This window comes from Vibrio profundi (assembly GCF_005281835.1).
Lineage (GTDB): Bacteria > Pseudomonadota > Gammaproteobacteria > Enterobacterales > Vibrionaceae > Vibrio > Vibrio profundi.
The window spans coordinates 160,038-175,876 of sequence record NZ_RZIS01000007.1 but is presented as its reverse complement, the minus strand read 5'-3'; the positions used below and the strand labels follow the sequence as shown (position 1 = coordinate 175,876).

Below are 15,839 nucleotides of genomic sequence, written 5' to 3'. Positions count from 1 at the left end.
TTAGAAATAACCTTGGCGCTTCTTGAGCTCCATCGAACCAGACTGGTCATGGTCAATCGCTCGACCTTGACGTTCACTAGAGGTGGCTACCAGCATTTCTTCGATGATCCCTGTTAACGTATTTGCTTCAGACTCAATCGCCCCCGTTAGCGGGTAGCAGCCAAGCGTACGGAAGCGAACGCTTTTCTCTTCTATCTTCTCGCCTTCTTTCAGTTCCATACGGTCATCATCAACCATGATCAGCATGCCATCACGTTCAACAACTGGACGTTTGTCTGAAAGATATAGTGGAACGATTTCAATATTTTCTAGGTAGATGTATTGCCAAATATCTAGCTCGGTCCAGTTTGATAATGGGAACACACGAATGCTTTCACCTTTGTTTACTTGACCGTTGTATGTTTTCCAAAGCTCAGGGCGTTGGTTTTTTGGATCCCATGTATGGTTCTTATCACGGAATGAATACACACGTTCTTTTGCACGAGATTTCTCTTCGTCACGACGAGCACCACCAAAAGCCGCATCGAAGCCATACTTGTTTAACGCCTGCTTTAGCCCTTGAGTTTTCATGATATCGGTGTGCTTAGAAGAACCATGGACAAATGGGCTACACCCCATTTCTAGACCTTCAGGGTTTTTATGCACCAATAGGTCAAAACCGTATTTCTCTGCAGTACGATCGCGGAATTCAATCATTTCACGGAATTTCCAGTCGGTATCAACATGCAAAAGTGGGAACGGGATTTTACCTGGGTAAAAAGCTTTACGAGCTAAATGCAGCATTACTGAAGAATCTTTACCGATTGAATACATCATCACCGGATTGTCGAACTCAGCAGCGACTTCACGGATAATATGAATACTTTCCGCCTCTAGCTGTTTTAAGTGGGTTAAACGTTGTTGGTCCATTTCTGTGCTTCCTTTAAGGCTCGGGCTAACGAGCATTTCTTCACTCGATAATGAAACTACCGAATTGGGTATCTGGCTAACTGGTGAAACAGTTAATGGGAGTATCGAGACTGTTGCGCTTGTGAAGCAGTGAACTGGCTGGTTAAGCGAGTCATAATTGCCTCCTAATACGTCCTTGATGTTGGCATTATGACTAGCTTGTTATATTACCGGAAATTCTAAAATTTCATTTTTTATTCGAAAAGCTGATAAGGGATGAAGTTATTAGATAATTAGGTGGAATAAATTGAGCATTCTCATTGATAAGATTTGTACGTTGATTGAGCAGCTTTGGGAGGCATCTTGCAGAACACCATAAAGTAATCGATCTAAGTCACGAATTAACATTCGCTGTAATCATTGTTTCATTCTGTTTTGTTACATTACGCAACGAAATTTTCTACTATCCACTTTGGAGCTACAAAATGAAAGTTGCAATGAAACCTTTATCATTGGCTGTACTTGCAGGTCTTGGTCTGACTCTAGCAGGCTGCACAACAACACCAGATACCGATGAAGTGATTAAACTGCGTGTCGTAGAAACGACGGACATCCATACCAACCTAATGGACTACGATTACTACAAAGACAAGCCATCGAAAAAAATCGGCTTAGCACGTACTGCAACTTTAGTAAAAGAAGCTCAAAGCGAAGTAACGAATAGCGTATTGGTTGATAACGGTGACTTACTGCAAGGTAGCCCAATGGGTGACTACATGGCAGACAAAGGCATCGAAGTAGGCGAAGTTCACCCTGCATACAAAGCAATGAATCAACTAAGCTACGACGCTGCCAACCTAGGTAACCACGAGTTTAACTACGGCCTTGAGTTCCTAGAAGAGTCAATCAACGACGCTGATTTCCCATACATCAGTGCGAACGTTTACGACGCAGAAACCAAAGAACACTACTTCACGCCATACATCATCAAAACGCATACATTCGCAGATACTGCTGGCGTTGAACACGAAGTAAAAGTTGGTTACATTGGTTTTGTTCCACCGCAAATCATGACGTGGGATAAGAAGAACCTTGAAGGCAAAGTGATCGCTCGCGACATCATTGAGACCGCTAACGAGTTAGTGCCTCAAATGAAAGCAGAAGGCGCTGAAGTAATCGTTGCTATTCCACACTCTGGCGTATCAACAGACCCATACAAAACTGGCGAAGAGAACTCAACGTTCTACTTATCAGAAGTTGAAGGTATCGATGCAATTGCATTTGGTCACTCTCACGCTGTGTTCCCAGGCAAAGGCTTTGACGATATTCAAGGCATCGACAACGAAAACGGCACCATGAACGGTGTTGCGGCAGTTATGCCAGGTCGTTGGGGTAGCCACGTGGGTGTTATGGATCTAACACTGGCGCAAAAAGACGGTAAATGGGAAGTGGTTAAAGGCCAATCAGAAGCACGCCCTATTTACGACAAAATCGAGAAGAAATCTCTAGCGGATGCCGATAAAGGCATCGTAACTGCGCTAGAAAAAGACCACGCTGGTACTCGTGAATTTGTAAACCAACCAATTGGTAAAGCAGACGACGTAATGTACAGCTTCCTATCGCTAGTACAAGACGATCCAACGGTACAAATTGTTAACCTTGCACAGAAAGATTACGTTGAGCGCTTTATTCAAGGTGACCCAGACCTAGACGGTACTCCAGTACTTTCAGCAGCAGCACCATTTAAAGCGGGCGGTCGTAAGAATGACCCAGCTAACTTTACTGAAGTTGAATCTGGCCAACTGACTTTCCGCAACGCGGCTGACTTATATCTTTACCCGAACACGCTAGTTGCAATGAAGGTAACCGGTCACGAAGTAAAAGAATGGCTTGAGTGTTCTGCGGGTCAATTCAAACAGATTGATGTAAATAGTACAGCTCCTCAGCAATTAATCGATTGGGATGGTTTCCGCACCTACAACTTCGATGTTATTGACGGTGTTAACTACCAGATCGATGTAACACAACCTGCTAAGTACGATGGAAACTGTAAATTAATCAATGAAGGTTCTGAGCGTATCGTTGGCCTAACTTACCAAGGTAAGCCAATCGATATGAAGCAATACTTCATTATCGCGACCAACAACTACCGCGCATACAGCAACAAGTTCCCAGGCACAGGTGAAGACTTCATCGCATTCGATGCACCAGATGAAAACCGTACTGTTCTTGCTAACTACATCTCTCGCGTGAGCAAAGAGCAAGGCCAAGTGAGCCCAACAGCGGACAACAACTGGTCATTCGCGCCAATTAAGTCAGACAAAGCGCTAGATATCCGCTTTGAAACTTCGCCAAGTGATAAAGCTGCACAGTTCATCAAAGATAAAGGTCAATACCCGATGAAACGTGTCGCAACAGACGATGTTGGTTTCGGTGTATACCAAATTGACTTAAGCAAGTAATCCCTTTTGCTTAACTAAAAAACGCGGCGTATTAGCCGCGTTTTTTTATATTTACTTGCTACACAAATCCATCAGACCGTAGCGTTCGCCGCTACACTCCCCACAGCTATATTCACCAAAGCCAGTCCCTCTGAATATACCCCCTACTTCTTCAGAAAGTTCACCTCCACTGGTTACCATGAATACAGTTGCGAGCTCATATTTAAACCACCGTATATTCATTAAAGCAAACGAGCCCTACAGTATTAAGCTAATACTGAACACTAAAACGTACATTCTCGACTGAGCTTTCGCCAGTGCGACTAACACCCACACAATAATGCTCCCCTAGGCAATAAAAGCGAAAAAAGAACGATTTCGTACACTCGGAAAACCGAGCAAAGCCGCTAAAAAACCGCCAAACAGACTATTGTTATAAAAATCACTCACCAAAAATGTAATTTTTCCATCCTATGCTCGGTCTCTTAAAACATGAACCATTTACCTTGATTATTTGTTAAAGCCAATTCATTGCTAATACAGCAGCTAATTGCCAACAAAATATCATACAGTTAAATTCAGGAAGCGATGTGTTATTGGTTGAATCCTTACAAACATTACTCACAACAAGCTCGCAATCAGTTCCTATTCTGTTTGTCGGTGTGATCTTGCTGTCTTACCTACTAGAAGATTTAGCCATTGTTTCTGCGGCTGGGCTTGCCAGCCAAGAATTAATGCCGCCAAGCCTAGCCTTGCTGGCAATCTTTGTCGGGATCGCAACTGGTGACCTTGGTCTGTACTATTTAGGTAAATATTGCCAGCATTTTCGTGGCATACGCTATCGAGCGCTCACCAACCGACATTTCAAATCTATCCGTAGAAAACTCCACCAGCAGGCTTTCCTTAACCTATTCATTATCCGATTTATACCAGGGCTAAGGACTGTAGGATTCACGCTCAGTGGCTTCTTCTCTATCCCACTGAAGCTGTTTATGAGCGCAGTCATTCTCGCCACAGCACTTTGGACATGTTTAGTTTTCTCAACTATTTATTACTTAGGGACGTCAGCTTGGGTTCAAGCCTCTGAGTATCAATGGATGTTAATTCCTGCGGCGATTTTATTGCTTTTCTCTACCAATAAGCTTCTTAATCACACCTACTCAAGAGGGTTGTCATGAGTTCCCAACCAGAAATCCAATGCATTGCACCTGAAAAAATTAATGCCGGCATGCCCTTGCTAGAAGTAGACACTAAGCAAAGCGTATCGCCTTATGAATTTCTCCCTAGCTGGTTTTTTTATACCCCCGTAGTCATTCAAAGTTTGGCTCAAGGGCTGAGATATGGAAACTGGAAACTGCCTTTAATCGCTAACCCAAGCATCAAATTAAGTGGCATGGTTGGCGAGTCTAAACACGACATTTTAAGCTTGGCAGGTAAGCGCTCTTTAGAGTGGATTTCCCCCTTCGTGACCATCACTAAATCCGATGTTGGAATCTCAAGCCAAACCGCTCAGGCGTTGGAATCTATGCACAGCGCCAAGATTTCATTTCCTGTCGTTGCAAAACCAGATCTAGGCTGTCGTGGGGCGGGAGTGAAGTTGGTTAAGTCTCAAGAGCAACTAACTAGCTACATTGCTGGCTTTCCCGAAGGTGCGCGTTTCTTAATCCAAGAAAAAGCCCCATACCAAGCTGAAGCAGGGGTATTTTACGTGCGTTACCCAGGGAAAAAGCGCGGAAAAATCATCTCTATCACCCTCAAATATGCCCCTTCAGTGGTTGGAGATGGTGTGAGTACACTTCAGCAGTTAATAGAGCAATGCCCACGTGCGGGGCAATTAAGTCACCTCTATTTACCGCGCCATCAGGACAAACTGGACTGGGTTCCAGATTTGGGAACTGAATTTCAACTCGCCTTCGCTGGTAGTCACAGCCGGGGCTCAATTTTTCGCAACGGTAACCAATATATCTCCGATGCACTTGCTCAACGTTTGGATGAGATCTTCGATGACTTTGAAGGTTTTCACTATGGTCGCCTCGACATCAAATTTAAAGATATTCATAGCTTGATGGCAGGTGAAGCGTTCACGATTCTTGAGATCAATGGCGCCAGCAGCGAGGCTGCTCATATCTGGGATCGTCGCACTCCTCTCAAAGAAATATTCAGCACTCTACTTAGCCAATACCGCATTCTTTTCGACATTGGCGCTAAGCAGCAGCAACGAGGTCATAAAACACCTGCATTCAAAGAATTAATTCTCGCTTGGCGTGAAGAGAAACGCCTGACCGAACAATATCCAACGACGGACTAGTTCGTCTGAATAAGGAAATATTATGAGTTTAGCCAGTAATACCTCATCTCAAATCTCTGTTCCTTCTACGATTCAAGGGGCCGTGGATATTCTTCGTCAGGGACTTCACTTTCTTTCGGATATCAGTGATGAGGACTATACCTACAAAGCCAAACCTCATGTCGACAGCTCTATCGGGGAGCACTTTCGTCATACGCTAGATCTGTTCCATGCGTTGATTCTGCAAGAAAACCAACAGATTAATTACAACACGCGCCGTCGTGGGCATGATATTGAAACCAGCAGAGCTATCGCATTAGAAGAAATAAAATACATTTCCGATTGGTTAGAGCAATTAAACCCGACCGCACTGACCAACCCAGTAACGATAGAAACGGAAGTGTCGCTTAATAACCAGGTTTGCCAATCCATGACGTCAAGCTTAGAGCGCGAGATCACTTTTGCCGCCTTACACGCGAACCACCACTACGCCATGATGAAAGTGATCGCCACTTTCCTACAAGTTCAGGTGACGAATACTTTTGGTTTCGCACCAACCACAACCAGCTATTTGAGAGGGCAATGATATGTGTTCTGTCACTTGGCTACTGAACGAAGAAGGCTACCAAGTATTCTTTAATCGAGATGAACAAAAATCTCGCGCATTAGCCACACCACCTCAACAACTCACACACAATGGTACTAAGGTATTGATGCCAATCGACCCGGTTGGCAAAGGCAGTTGGATCAGCTTAAACGAGCATGGATTATCTCTTTGTTTACTCAATAATTATCAAGGAAAAATGCCCGAAGGCCCTCTATTAAGCCGCGGTTTATTATTAAAACTACTGTCTTCTAGCACCAGCCTTGAGCAAGTAACAGAACATTTCAATCAGCTAGACATTCAGCGCTTTGCTCCATTCACATTATTGGTTTTTCGCCCTACGCTTTCTCTCGTCAATCCGGAAGTCTTTGCTTTCGCCTGGGATGGAACCAACATTGATATTAAGCAAACTGATTCACCTCTGTTTTCGTCAGGTATAGCGCTCGAAGAAGTACAGCATTACCGTAGAGAGCTCTACAACACGCTAACATTTGATAATAAAACCCAGCAAACCTTGCTCACCTTCCACGCTCATCACCACCCAGAGCATGGCTATTTGTCGGCTTGCATGCACAGAGAAGACGCTCATACCGTTAGCTTCACACATTTAAACGTAACTGATCGCCAGCTAGCCATGAGTTACATACCGGGCTCTCCATGTCATGGGCTCAATGCCCAATCACTCAATCAACATCGTTATACCTTTACCCAACTAGAATCTCTGATCGCCTAACACAGGGACAGATAAGGAATTGTCATGAAAAAAATATTTGCGCTATTGCTGTTTTCCATCAGCCAAATGGCTTTTGCCGCGGACGAAATTTACACAGGATTTTTCAGCAGTAAAGCGCTAGAGGGCTACGACACCGTAGCGTATTTCACCGAAAGCCAACCAGTTAAAGGCAGTAAAGAATTCACGACTGAATACAAAGGTGCAACGTGGTACTTCGCTTCTCAGTCGAATTTAGATGCCTTTGTTCATAATCCTGAAAAATATGCTCCTCAGTATGGTGGATATTGTGCATGGGCAGTATCTGCGAAAAATGATTTTGCCCCTGGTGATCCTATGTATTGGGCCATTGTGGATGACAAGTTGTACCTCAACTACGACAAAGAAATTAAACAGCGCTGGGATGCCGACCGTCCACAGCACATTACACAAGCAGACAAAAACTGGCCTGAGCTAATTAAATAACAAGGATCACTTATGACATTTCAAGCAACTAAACACATTCCATCGGCTTTCATCGCATTTGTGTTTGTTCAATCTCTGTTCTTCAAGTTCACAGGCTCATACGAAACAGAGCATATTTTTGGCACGCTTGCCGAATGGTCAGGCCTTACATGGTTTGGCGTATTTGGTGGCTACATGATTGGCTTCGCTGAACTGTTTGCGGCCATTTTACTATTCAGCAAACTTCATGGGTTGGGCGCGGTAATGAGCACCGGAATCATGACTGGTGCGATTTTTTTCCACTTGTTCACACCACTCGGTATTCAAATGCCAGAGTTTAACGCGGCCGGTGAGATTGTCGGACATGACGGTGGCTTATTGTTTGGTATGGCGTGTCTCGTGTGGCTATGTGGCGCTTTCTTGAGCATTAAAGATTTAAAAGATCAAAACGGTTTCTTATATCAACTTGTTAATAAGGCAGCATAATTATGATTAGTAGTCCGTTTCGTTTACCTCGTTACACACCTTTTGGTTTAGGTGAATCCGTTGTCGAGTGGGCAACAGGACTATCTAAACTGGATCATCTTTATCAGCAACGCCCTGAAAAGCTATCCAGCTTCGAATTTATGAATCATACACTCGATGCACTTAACATTGCGTACGATGTGGAAAGCGGCACTATCGATCATATCCCGAGTGAAGGGCCTGTCGTCATTGTGGCAAATCACCCACTAGGTGCTATTGAAGGTGTGATCCTTGCCGATCTCATTGGATCCGTCAGGCAGGATGTAAAAGTTCTAGCGAATCAGCTCCTCAAACGCTTACCCGAACTCGATGATCTTTTTATCGGCATTGACGTATTCAATGGTAAAGGCTCTCAGCACACCAACTCCAAAGCGGTACGCGATGCACATCGTCATTTGGCCGATGGCGGATTATTGATTGTGTTCCCAGCAGGGGAAGTATCCGCCTACCCGAAAGGAGAGAAGAAACTCACCGATATTGAATGGAGTAAATCGGTCGCGAAATTCGTCAAGCGTAATCAAGCCACAACGGTGCCAATTTTCATTAGTGGAAAAAACAGCGAGCTTTTCTATCAAGCCGGTCGAGTTCACCCTCTCCTACGCACCGCGCTATTAGGTCGAGAACTTTTAAACAAACAAGCAAAAACCATTTCAATTTCTATTGGATCAGCGATTCCCTTTTCGGAAGTAAAGGGGTTTGAAAAAGACGTCGATATTGTCAGCTATTTACGCCTCAATACTTATCTAATGAGCAAAAGCGATGAAGTAAATCTTGATACCGACTCCGCCCCTCACTTTAATACACCGATCATTGAACCGGTTAACGCGATAGAGCTACAACGAGAAATCGATGCTTTACCCAGCTCTTTGTTGCTCCTTGAACAAGGTGAGTTTTCCGTTTACTACTCACCGAGCCATCACATTCCCAAACTCATGCAAGAAATAGGGAGAATCAGAGAAGAAAGTTTTCGAGAGGTAGGAGAAGGCAGCGGGCTCGCTTGTGATGTCGATGAATACGACCTTTACTACAACCAACTATTCGTCTGGCACAATGGTAATCGCGAACTCGTTGGGGCCTATCGAATGGGGCTAGTCGATGAACTGATTGCAGAACATGGCTTGCAAGGGCTCTATTCTCGAAGCTTGTTCAACTACGACGAAAGTTTCATTACTAAACTCGACAATAGTATTGAACTCGGCCGCTCTGTCGTCAGTAAAAATTATCAACGTAGTCTCAATTCTCTATTACTGCTGTGGAAAGGTATCGCGACTTTTGTGGCGCGAAACCCGAAATATACGCACCTTTTCGGTCCTGTCAGTATCAGTAACGACTACAGTCACACTGCACGCCAACTTATGGCGGCAACGCTTTCGATACATCACTACGATCAAGAAAAGGCGACGCTTGTATCAGCTTCCTCCCCACTGAGATCCAACAACAATGTGTTCTGGCAAACGCATTTATTGAGCTCTTTGGCGAGTGTCCCTTTGTTATCGAAAGTACTAGCGCGTATGGAACAAGGAAAAGGACTGCCCGTCTTATTACGTCAATATCTAGGCATGAATGGGAAATTGGTGTGCTTTAACGTTGACCCAGCCTTTAACAATGCACTCGATGGGCTGATTGTTGTGAACCTTAAAAAGGTGCCGCTGAAAACGCTTGGGAAATACATGGGTAAAGACGAAGCGAAAACCTACTTGGATCAGTAATACTAGTCACGTCGGCTAAGACTGTACGTAGGCCAAGAATGATGACATTATTTCGTTATCATTCTTGGCTTATTTTCTATTATGCACTCGACTTTCATTCAACAATTAAAAGCGTTTAACTTTACCGACAGTGAAATTGATTCACTGGTTGATATCGCCAAACCGCTTGAATTGCCTACCCGTCATATCTTGATCAACCAAGGTGAAGTCGCAGAGTCGTTCTATTTTATTATTGAAGGGCTGTGTCATGCTTGTTACCTCACAGAGGAAGGTAAGCAATTCAGTAAAGAGTTTTACTGGGAGCAAGATTGGGTAATGGGCTTTGAGGGCCTAATCAAGCAACAAGCCTCGCCTTACCTACTTGAAACATTAACACCGATCGTTCTTTTGCAACTACCAATGAGCGCCTTAGCGGAATGGAGAACGGAATCCAATCCGCTATACATCAAGCTGTTGGAAACGCAACTCATGCATAAAGAGAACAAAGAACGCTTTATGTTGCTGTACACCCCAGAGCAGCGTTATCAGTTGTTCTGTGAACACTATCCTGACCTTGAAGAAAGGCTCAACGATAATCAAATAGCGGCCTACCTAGGCATTACTGCAATAAGTTTAAGTAGAATTAAAGCACGCCTTAACAATTGTTAATGCTGAATTAAACCGGCGCTGCTACAGTCATGATCCTTTTTACTTCAGGACCCCATCATGATTACTTGGCAGTGCATTCCATTCTCTGAATTATCAACGTCTCAGCTGTATCAACTACTCAAACTACGAGTTGATGTTTTTGTCGTTGAACAAACCTGTCCTTATCCAGAGTTGGATGATAAAGACCATCAAACAGGGGTTCAGCACTTAATGGGGTTCATAAAAGGCGAGCTCGTCGCTTGCGCTCGCTTGCTACCAGCAGGCACGACCTACGATAACGTGAGCATTGGCCGAATCGCCACCAAGCAGTCTGCTCGTGGAAATGGCTTAGGGCACCAATTACTGACGCAATCACTGCAACGTTGCCAGCAATTATGGCCAGACAACACAATAGACATCGGCGCTCAAGAGCACCTAAAAGCTTTTTATCAGCTTCATGGCTTTGAACAAATTTCTGAGATGTACCTTGAAGATGATATCCCTCATATTGATATGAGATTATCTAAATAATGTCGAGCCAAAGCGTAGCAGTTCTTTTGCTGGTTTTAGGCAACTTGTTAGCTGCGCTTTCTGACGTCTCTGTAAAAGTATTGGATGGAGCAGTCTCTCCTTATCAATATATGTTCGCTCGCCAACTGCTGTCGCTCATTTTCATTTTTCCTTTGTGGATACTTCAAAATAAAGCACAACGAACATTAAAGCAGTCTAAAGTCACTTTCTTGAGAGCTCATTTAATTCTCATCGGAAGTGGCTGTATGGTTGTGGCAGTCACCTACCTTCCCTTAGCTACGGCTAATGCGGTGTTCTATGCCGCTCCTTTGCTTATGCTCCCACTATCAATTGTTCTACTGAAAGAAACACCGCCATTGACCAAAGTCATCGCGACAGTGATTGGCTTCATTGGTGTGATGATTGTATTACGACCATCGCAATTCCATTGGGCTGCATTCTTTGCGCTAGGTACCGCTTGTACACTCGCTCTATTCAATGTGTTGGTAAGGAAACTGCCTAGCGAGCAAACTGTAATCACAACACTCTGGTGGACAACGTTATTCTCTATTCCAGTGTCATTAGGGTTATGCTTGTTATATTGGCAGCCTGTAAGCTGGGAAGCTCTTGGGTATGTGGCATTAAGCGCTATATGTATTTTGAGTTATAACGGGCTGGCTGTTGCTGCTTATCGTAAAGCACCGGCAGGACAGATCGCCCTCGCGGAATATTCGGGGCTCATATTTGTTACGTTATTTGGGATATGGTGGTTCAGTGAAGTACCAGATTGGCTTACTGCCGCTGGAATTTTGCTGATTATTCTGCCGCTGATGCCACTTAAAAGAGCTAAGCGTAAAAAGAGTCCGTGTAAAGCGACAGAGTTTTAGTGAATATTAAGGGGCAAGACCCCTTACTTGCTTCGCCCAAAACCGCCATCGGAAAGCCTGAAAAACATAACCGACGTCCCGTCTTTTTCTAGCTGCAAAATATCAAGCTTACCGCTTTCCGCTAATTTGAAACGCACCAATTGCCCTTGTCGAATACGGCTCAACGGCTTGTCTTGTCCTTCAATTTTAACCAGGGCGTTGAGGTCTGCGAGCGGTAATTGATTATTACGGAAAACTTGTGCCAGAGTGTCGCCTTTTTTAACGCTGTATTCCTTCCACTGAGTCGACTTTAGCTCTTTCTGTTCTGTGCTTTTTTGTTCACTCAAGCCTACCGTACTAATTTCAAGCTCAACGCGCGTAGTTGGAGACACTTCGGGTTCTGAAGGTTTTGGAGCAGGTAGTACAAGAAGAATCGCGACAATTGGCACAATGACCATCAGCAGCTTGCGATGCAAAGCCGGTAATGTAAGCCAAGCGGAGCTGACCTTCGTCTTTAGCTGTGACACATCAATGCTATTAAGCCGAGTCTTGATTAACTCAACATAATCCACTTGTTGCTTTTTTTTATGACGACGATTCATAGATCCTAGCCTGAGAATAAAACTAGTATGAGTATAAAAAGCAAATGCCGTTGAGTATAGGTTTTTCAAAGCTTCCTTACCGGAAATGACAGAATTCAAACATTTTTGAGAGCTAAGTACGATGCTTTGCGGATATCCGTAGGGCAAGGGATTTCTTCAATAAGTCAGAACTGGTATCCTTTCCCTTTCTCTACACAAATAAGAGTGACATTCATGTCTGAAGTAAAATTTGAAACCGTTGAGCAAAAAGCTAGCTACGGTATCGGTCTACAAATGGGCCAACAACTTGCAGGTTCTGGTCTTGAAGGCCTAAACGTTGACGCTATCGCTGCTGGTATCGCAACAGCTCTAACTGGCGACATGCCAGCTATCGAAATTGATGAGATCAACAACGCTCTTCAAGAACTACACACTCGTGCAGAAGCGATTCGTCAAGAAGCTGCAAAAGCTGCTGCTGCAGATGGTGAAGTATTCCTAAAAGACAACGCTCTTCGTTCAGAAGTAACGGTTCTAGAGTCTGGTCTTCAATACGAAGTACTAACTGAAGGTACTGGCGAAATCCCAACTTCAGACAAACAAGTACGCGTTCACTACCACGGTGAACTTACAGACGGTACTGTATTCGACAGCTCTGTATCTCGTGGTCAACCAGCTGAGTTCCCTGTAACTGGCGTAATCAAAGGTTGGGTTGAAGCTCTTCAACTAATGCCTGTTGGTTCTAAGTGGAAACTATACATCCCTCAAGATCTTGCTTACGGTGAGCGTGGCGCTGGTGCATCAATCCCACCATTCGCAGCACTAGTATTCGAAGTTGAGCTACTAGCTATTCTTTAAGTAAATATAAGCTTAATAGATATTCACGGCGATGTAACATCGCCGTTTTTCGTTTATAGTGATAGTACTTTTTGCTTTATTACTTAAGGACGAATAATGAAAAAAGCAATCGTAGTGGCTCTAAGCAGCTTGGCTGTTATTTCATGCGCAAGTACTTCTGATTCGTCAGATAACACTTCTTCAACTAACTACTCTCAGCTCTCCCAATCTGCGTTATCGACTGCGCTTTCAATGTGGAACCAACAAAGCCAAAGTTCAGAACTAACAGATACAGTCGCCAAGCAAGCTTCAGTGACTACTGAACAAGCTGCTGGTGGTATTGGTTCTTTGTTAGCATTAGCCCAAGGCTCATTAAGCTCAGCAGAAAATAATGAGCTAAGCGGTCTGATTCCAGGAATGTCTACACTACAACAAACAGGGCTGACTAGCCTACTCAGTGACAACAGTACTGTTGCGAGTGCATTCTCAAGCTTAGGTATGGATCCATCTTTGATTAGCACCTTTGCTCCAATTATTCTGCAAGTGCTTCAATCTCAAGGAGCAAGCTCTTCGCTGTTAAGTTCACTTGGGAATATTTGGCAATAAGACAAACGCTAAGGTGGGTTGAAGTAACCTAACGTACAACGAAAGTGTATTTAAAACGAACAGTGGTTTTATAAGTGGAAAATGCGACAGATACAAAAAAGCCGAGCTAATGCTCGGCTTTTTGTATTAACAATCTAGTATAGATTACTCAGCAGCTTCTTCAGCAGCTGGGCGGTCTACAAGCTCAATGTAAGCCATTGGAGCTTTATCACCAGTACGGAAACCACATTTAAGAATGCGAGTGTAACCGCCTTGACGAGCCGCAAAACGCGGGCCTAGTTCATTAAATAGTTTTGCAACAACTTCGTTATCACGAGTGCGTGCAAATGCAAGACGACGGTTAGCAACACTGTCTGTCTTAGCTAGGGTAATCAACGGCTCAATTACGCGACGTAGTTCTTTTGCTTTTGGCACGGTAGTTTTGATAACTTCGTGACGAACAAGAGAGCTAGCCATATTGCTGAACATCGCTTTACGATGACTGCTGTTGCGGTTGAGTTGACGACCACTTTTACGATGGCGCATGACCTAATCCTTCTAACTTTTCGATTAATCTTCAGCGATTGACGCTGGTGGCCAGTTTTCTAGACGCATGCCTAGAGAAAGACCACGTGAAGCAAGCACATCTTTAATCTCTGTAAGAGATTTCTTACCAAGGTTTGGCGTTTTAAGTAGCTCAACCTCAGTGCGCTGTACAAGATCACCGATGTAGTGAATCGCTTCTGCTTTCAAACAGTTAGCAGAGCGAACTGTTAGTTCAAGATCGTCTACAGGACGCAGTAGGATTGGATCGAATTCTGGCTTCTCTTCCTTCTCCTCAGGTACACGTACATCACGAAGATCTACGAACGCATCCAATTGTTCAGCTAGAATTGTAGCTGCACGACGGATAGCTTCCTCAGGTTCAAGAGTACCGTTCGTTTCCATATCGATAACAAGCTTGTCTAAATCAGTACGTTGCTCTACACGTGCCGCTTCAACAGCGTAAGCGATTTTATCAACCGGGCTGTATGTAGCGTCAACAAGTAGACGACCGATTGGACGCTCATCTTCTTCAGTATGGATACGAGCTGAAGCTGGAACGTAACCACGACCACGTTCAACTTTGATACGCATAGCGATCTCAGCGTTGTCATCCGTTAGGTGACAAATTACGTGCTCAGGGTTAGCGATCTCTACATCACCATCGTGGGTGATGTCACCTGCAACAACAGGGCCTGAGCCTGATTTGTTCAGTGTAATAAACACTTCATCTTTGCCTTCAGCAACGCGTACAGCCAAACCTTTAAGGTTTAGAAGGATTTCTAGGATATCTTCCTGAACGCCTTCTTTAGTGCTGTATTCGTGTAGCACACCTTCAATTTCAACTTCTGTTACGGCACAACCCGGCATAGAAGATAGAAGAATGCGGCGAAGAGCATTACCTAGAGTGTGGCCGAAACCGCGCTCTAATGGCTCAAGAGTTACTTTTGCGTGTGTCGTATTGATCTGTTCAATGTCAACAAGACGCGGCTTAAGAAATTCTGTTACAGAACCCTGCATTGTGTCCTCTCTTTTTTTAACCTTACTTAGAGTAAAGTTCGACGATCAAGTGTTCGTTGATGTCAGCTGATAGGTCAGAACGCTCAGGCATACGCTTGAATGTACCTTCCATTTTGCCAGCATCTACTTCAATCCAAGTTGGTTTTTCACGTTGTTCAGCAACTTCTAGAGCAGCTTTGATACGAGATTGCTGTTTAGCTTTCTCGCGGATAGAAACAACGTCATTAGCCGCTACTTTGAAAGAAGGAACGTTTACAACTTTACCGTTAACTAGGATAGCTTTGTGGCTAACTAGCTGACGAGATTCAGCGCGAGTTGCACCAAAGCCCATGCGGTAAACTACGTTATCAAGACGACCTTCAAGAAGCTGAAGTAGGTTTGCACCTGTGTTGCCTTTAAGACGTGCAGCTTCTTTGTAGTAGTTACGGAATTGTTTTTCTAGAACGCCGTAGATACGACGAACTTTTTGCTTCTCACGAAGCTGAACGCCATACTCAGATAGACGACCGCGACGAGCGCCGTGTACACCTGGTGCGTTATCAATTTTACACTTGGTATCGATCGCGCGTACACCTGACTTAAGGAATAAGTCTGTACCTTCGCGACGGCTAAGCTTCAGCTTAGGACCCAAATATCTTGCCATGA

The 15,839-nt window shown here is 44.2% G+C and carries 18 protein-coding genes; 13 read left to right on the top strand and 5 right to left on the bottom strand.

The annotated features are described in order from the left end of the window. Positions 1–945: a sulfate adenylyltransferase subunit CysD gene (gene cysD, locus ELZ11_RS17205; RefSeq protein ID WP_137358626.1), complete on the bottom strand. Its 945-nt coding sequence runs from the start codon at positions 943–945 to the stop codon at positions 1–3. Positions 946–1,373: 428 nt separating this feature from the next. Between cysD and ELZ11_RS17200 the strand changes: the two genes are divergently transcribed. The 11 genes from ELZ11_RS17200 to ELZ11_RS17150 all read left to right on the top strand — a co-directional run bounded on the left by ELZ11_RS17200 (position 1,374) and on the right by ELZ11_RS17150 (position 11,652). Beyond that, on the top strand, positions 1,374–3,350 hold the full coding sequence (locus ELZ11_RS17200) for a bifunctional 2',3'-cyclic-nucleotide 2'-phosphodiesterase/3'-nucleotidase (protein WP_137358625.1): 1,977 nt from the start codon (positions 1,374–1,376) through the stop codon (positions 3,348–3,350). A 569-nt stretch (positions 3,351–3,919) separates the two neighbouring features. Then, the gene (locus ELZ11_RS17195; RefSeq protein WP_137358624.1) at positions 3,920–4,507 is read left to right on the top strand and encodes a DedA family protein; all 588 of its coding nucleotides are present in this window, start codon (positions 3,920–3,922) and stop codon (positions 4,505–4,507) included. After that, on the top strand, positions 4,504–5,637 hold the full coding sequence (locus tag ELZ11_RS17190) for an ATP-grasp domain-containing protein (protein WP_137358623.1): 1,134 nt from the start codon (positions 4,504–4,506) through the stop codon (positions 5,635–5,637). Before ELZ11_RS17195 ends, ELZ11_RS17190 begins: the two co-directional genes overlap by 4 nt. A 22-nt stretch (positions 5,638–5,659) precedes the next feature. Continuing rightward, positions 5,660–6,202, top strand: a complete 543-nt coding sequence (locus tag ELZ11_RS17185) for a DinB family protein (protein ID WP_137358622.1) — start codon at positions 5,660–5,662, stop codon at positions 6,200–6,202. A gap of 1 nt (position 6,203) precedes the next feature. Next, positions 6,204–6,953 carry an NRDE family protein gene (locus tag ELZ11_RS17180; RefSeq protein ID WP_137358621.1) on the top strand — a complete coding sequence of 250 codons (750 nt, stop codon included), beginning with the start codon at positions 6,204–6,206 and terminating at the stop codon, positions 6,951–6,953. A gap of 24 nt (positions 6,954–6,977) precedes the next feature. Continuing rightward, positions 6,978–7,415, top strand: coding sequence for a YHS domain-containing (seleno)protein (locus ELZ11_RS17175; RefSeq protein WP_137358620.1), 438 nt, complete (start codon positions 6,978–6,980; stop codon positions 7,413–7,415). Between the two features lie 12 nt (positions 7,416–7,427). Beyond that, positions 7,428–7,880, top strand: a complete 453-nt coding sequence (locus ELZ11_RS17170) for a hypothetical protein (protein ID WP_137358619.1) — start codon at positions 7,428–7,430, stop codon at positions 7,878–7,880. Positions 7,881–7,882: 2 nt separating this feature from the next. After that, positions 7,883–9,628: a lysophospholipid acyltransferase family protein gene (locus ELZ11_RS17165; RefSeq protein ID WP_137358618.1), complete on the top strand. Its 1,746-nt coding sequence runs from the start codon at positions 7,883–7,885 to the stop codon at positions 9,626–9,628. An 81-nt stretch (positions 9,629–9,709) separates the two neighbouring features. Then, the gene (locus tag ELZ11_RS17160) at positions 9,710–10,276 is read left to right on the top strand and encodes a Crp/Fnr family transcriptional regulator (RefSeq protein WP_137358617.1); all 567 of its coding nucleotides are present in this window, start codon (positions 9,710–9,712) and stop codon (positions 10,274–10,276) included. Between the two features lie 57 nt (positions 10,277–10,333). Next, a complete protein-coding gene (locus ELZ11_RS17155) occupies positions 10,334–10,786 on the top strand; it encodes a GNAT family N-acetyltransferase (RefSeq protein WP_137358616.1) in 453 nt (150 codons plus the stop codon). Beyond that, positions 10,786–11,652: a DMT family transporter gene (locus ELZ11_RS17150; protein ID WP_137358615.1), complete on the top strand. Its 867-nt coding sequence runs from the start codon at positions 10,786–10,788 to the stop codon at positions 11,650–11,652. The genes ELZ11_RS17155 and ELZ11_RS17150 overlap by 1 nt, the downstream gene beginning before the upstream one ends. Positions 11,653–11,675: 23 nt before the next feature. Here the strand turns inward: ELZ11_RS17150 and ELZ11_RS17145 are convergent, their stop codons facing one another. After that, positions 11,676–12,233, bottom strand: coding sequence for a LysM-like peptidoglycan-binding domain-containing protein (locus ELZ11_RS17145; RefSeq protein WP_137358614.1), 558 nt, complete (start codon positions 12,231–12,233; stop codon positions 11,676–11,678). A 213-nt stretch (positions 12,234–12,446) separates the two neighbouring features. Between ELZ11_RS17145 and bamJ the strand changes: the two genes are divergently transcribed. Both bamJ and ELZ11_RS17135 read left to right on the top strand, forming a co-directional pair. Then, positions 12,447–13,067 carry a BamJ family beta-barrel-assembly machinery protein gene (bamJ, locus tag ELZ11_RS17140; RefSeq protein WP_137358613.1) on the top strand — a complete coding sequence of 207 codons (621 nt, stop codon included), beginning with the start codon at positions 12,447–12,449 and terminating at the stop codon, positions 13,065–13,067. Between the two features lie 96 nt (positions 13,068–13,163). Then, positions 13,164–13,652, top strand: a complete 489-nt coding sequence (locus ELZ11_RS17135) for a DUF2780 domain-containing protein (protein WP_137358612.1) — start codon at positions 13,164–13,166, stop codon at positions 13,650–13,652. A gap of 144 nt (positions 13,653–13,796) precedes the next feature. Here the strand turns inward: ELZ11_RS17135 and rplQ are convergent, their stop codons facing one another. The 3 genes from rplQ to rpsD are packed head-to-tail and all read right to left on the bottom strand — an operon-like array spanning position 13,797 to position 15,837. After that, the gene (gene rplQ, locus ELZ11_RS17130) at positions 13,797–14,177 is read right to left on the bottom strand and encodes a 50S ribosomal protein L17 (protein ID WP_004729812.1); all 381 of its coding nucleotides are present in this window, start codon (positions 14,175–14,177) and stop codon (positions 13,797–13,799) included. Positions 14,178–14,201: 24 nt separating this feature from the next. Beyond that, positions 14,202–15,194 (bottom strand): DNA-directed RNA polymerase subunit alpha, encoded by a 993-nt coding sequence (locus ELZ11_RS17125; RefSeq protein WP_004729813.1) that lies wholly within the window; start codon positions 15,192–15,194, stop codon positions 14,202–14,204. A 22-nt stretch (positions 15,195–15,216) separates the two neighbouring features. Continuing rightward, complete coding sequence (gene rpsD, locus ELZ11_RS17120) at positions 15,217–15,837, bottom strand: 30S ribosomal protein S4 (RefSeq protein WP_137358611.1); 621 nt, start codon at positions 15,835–15,837, stop codon at positions 15,217–15,219. Positions 15,838–15,839 lie beyond the last annotated feature (2 nt).

Excerpts from the sequence above, each read along its gene's own strand:
- ELZ11_RS17165 (WP_137358618.1), top strand. The coding sequence starts at position 7,883 with ATGATTAGTAGTCCGTTTCGTTTACCTCGTTACACACCTTTTGGTTTA.
- ELZ11_RS17170 (WP_137358619.1), top strand. The coding sequence starts at position 7,428 with ATGACATTTCAAGCAACTAAACACATTCCATCGGCTTTCATCGCATTT.
- ELZ11_RS17180 (WP_137358621.1), top strand. The coding sequence starts at position 6,204 with ATGTGTTCTGTCACTTGGCTACTGAACGAAGAAGGCTACCAAGTATTC.
- ELZ11_RS17175 (WP_137358620.1), top strand. The coding sequence starts at position 6,978 with ATGAAAAAAATATTTGCGCTATTGCTGTTTTCCATCAGCCAAATGGCT.
- ELZ11_RS17135 (WP_137358612.1), top strand. The coding sequence starts at position 13,164 with ATGAAAAAAGCAATCGTAGTGGCTCTAAGCAGCTTGGCTGTTATTTCA.
- ELZ11_RS17185 (WP_137358622.1), top strand. The coding sequence starts at position 5,660 with ATGAGTTTAGCCAGTAATACCTCATCTCAAATCTCTGTTCCTTCTACG.
- ELZ11_RS17155 (WP_137358616.1), top strand. The coding sequence starts at position 10,334 with ATGATTACTTGGCAGTGCATTCCATTCTCTGAATTATCAACGTCTCAG.
- ELZ11_RS17125 (WP_004729813.1), bottom strand. The coding sequence starts at position 15,194 with ATGCAGGGTTCTGTAACAGAATTTCTTAAGCCGCGTCTTGTTGACATT.
- rpsD (WP_137358611.1), bottom strand. The coding sequence starts at position 15,837 with ATGGCAAGATATTTGGGTCCTAAGCTGAAGCTTAGCCGTCGCGAAGGT.
- cysD (WP_137358626.1), bottom strand. The coding sequence starts at position 945 with ATGCTCGTTAGCCCGAGCCTTAAAGGAAGCACAGAAATGGACCAACAA.
- bamJ (WP_137358613.1), top strand. The coding sequence starts at position 12,447 with ATGTCTGAAGTAAAATTTGAAACCGTTGAGCAAAAAGCTAGCTACGGT.
- ELZ11_RS17190 (WP_137358623.1), top strand. The coding sequence starts at position 4,504 with ATGAGTTCCCAACCAGAAATCCAATGCATTGCACCTGAAAAAATTAAT.
- rplQ (WP_004729812.1), bottom strand. The coding sequence starts at position 14,177 with ATGCGCCATCGTAAAAGTGGTCGTCAACTCAACCGCAACAGCAGTCAT.
- ELZ11_RS17145 (WP_137358614.1), bottom strand. The coding sequence starts at position 12,233 with ATGAATCGTCGTCATAAAAAAAAGCAACAAGTGGATTATGTTGAGTTA.
- ELZ11_RS17150 (WP_137358615.1), top strand. The coding sequence starts at position 10,786 with ATGTCGAGCCAAAGCGTAGCAGTTCTTTTGCTGGTTTTAGGCAACTTG.
- ELZ11_RS17200 (WP_137358625.1), top strand. The coding sequence starts at position 1,374 with ATGAAAGTTGCAATGAAACCTTTATCATTGGCTGTACTTGCAGGTCTT.
- ELZ11_RS17160 (WP_137358617.1), top strand. The coding sequence starts at position 9,710 with ATGCACTCGACTTTCATTCAACAATTAAAAGCGTTTAACTTTACCGAC.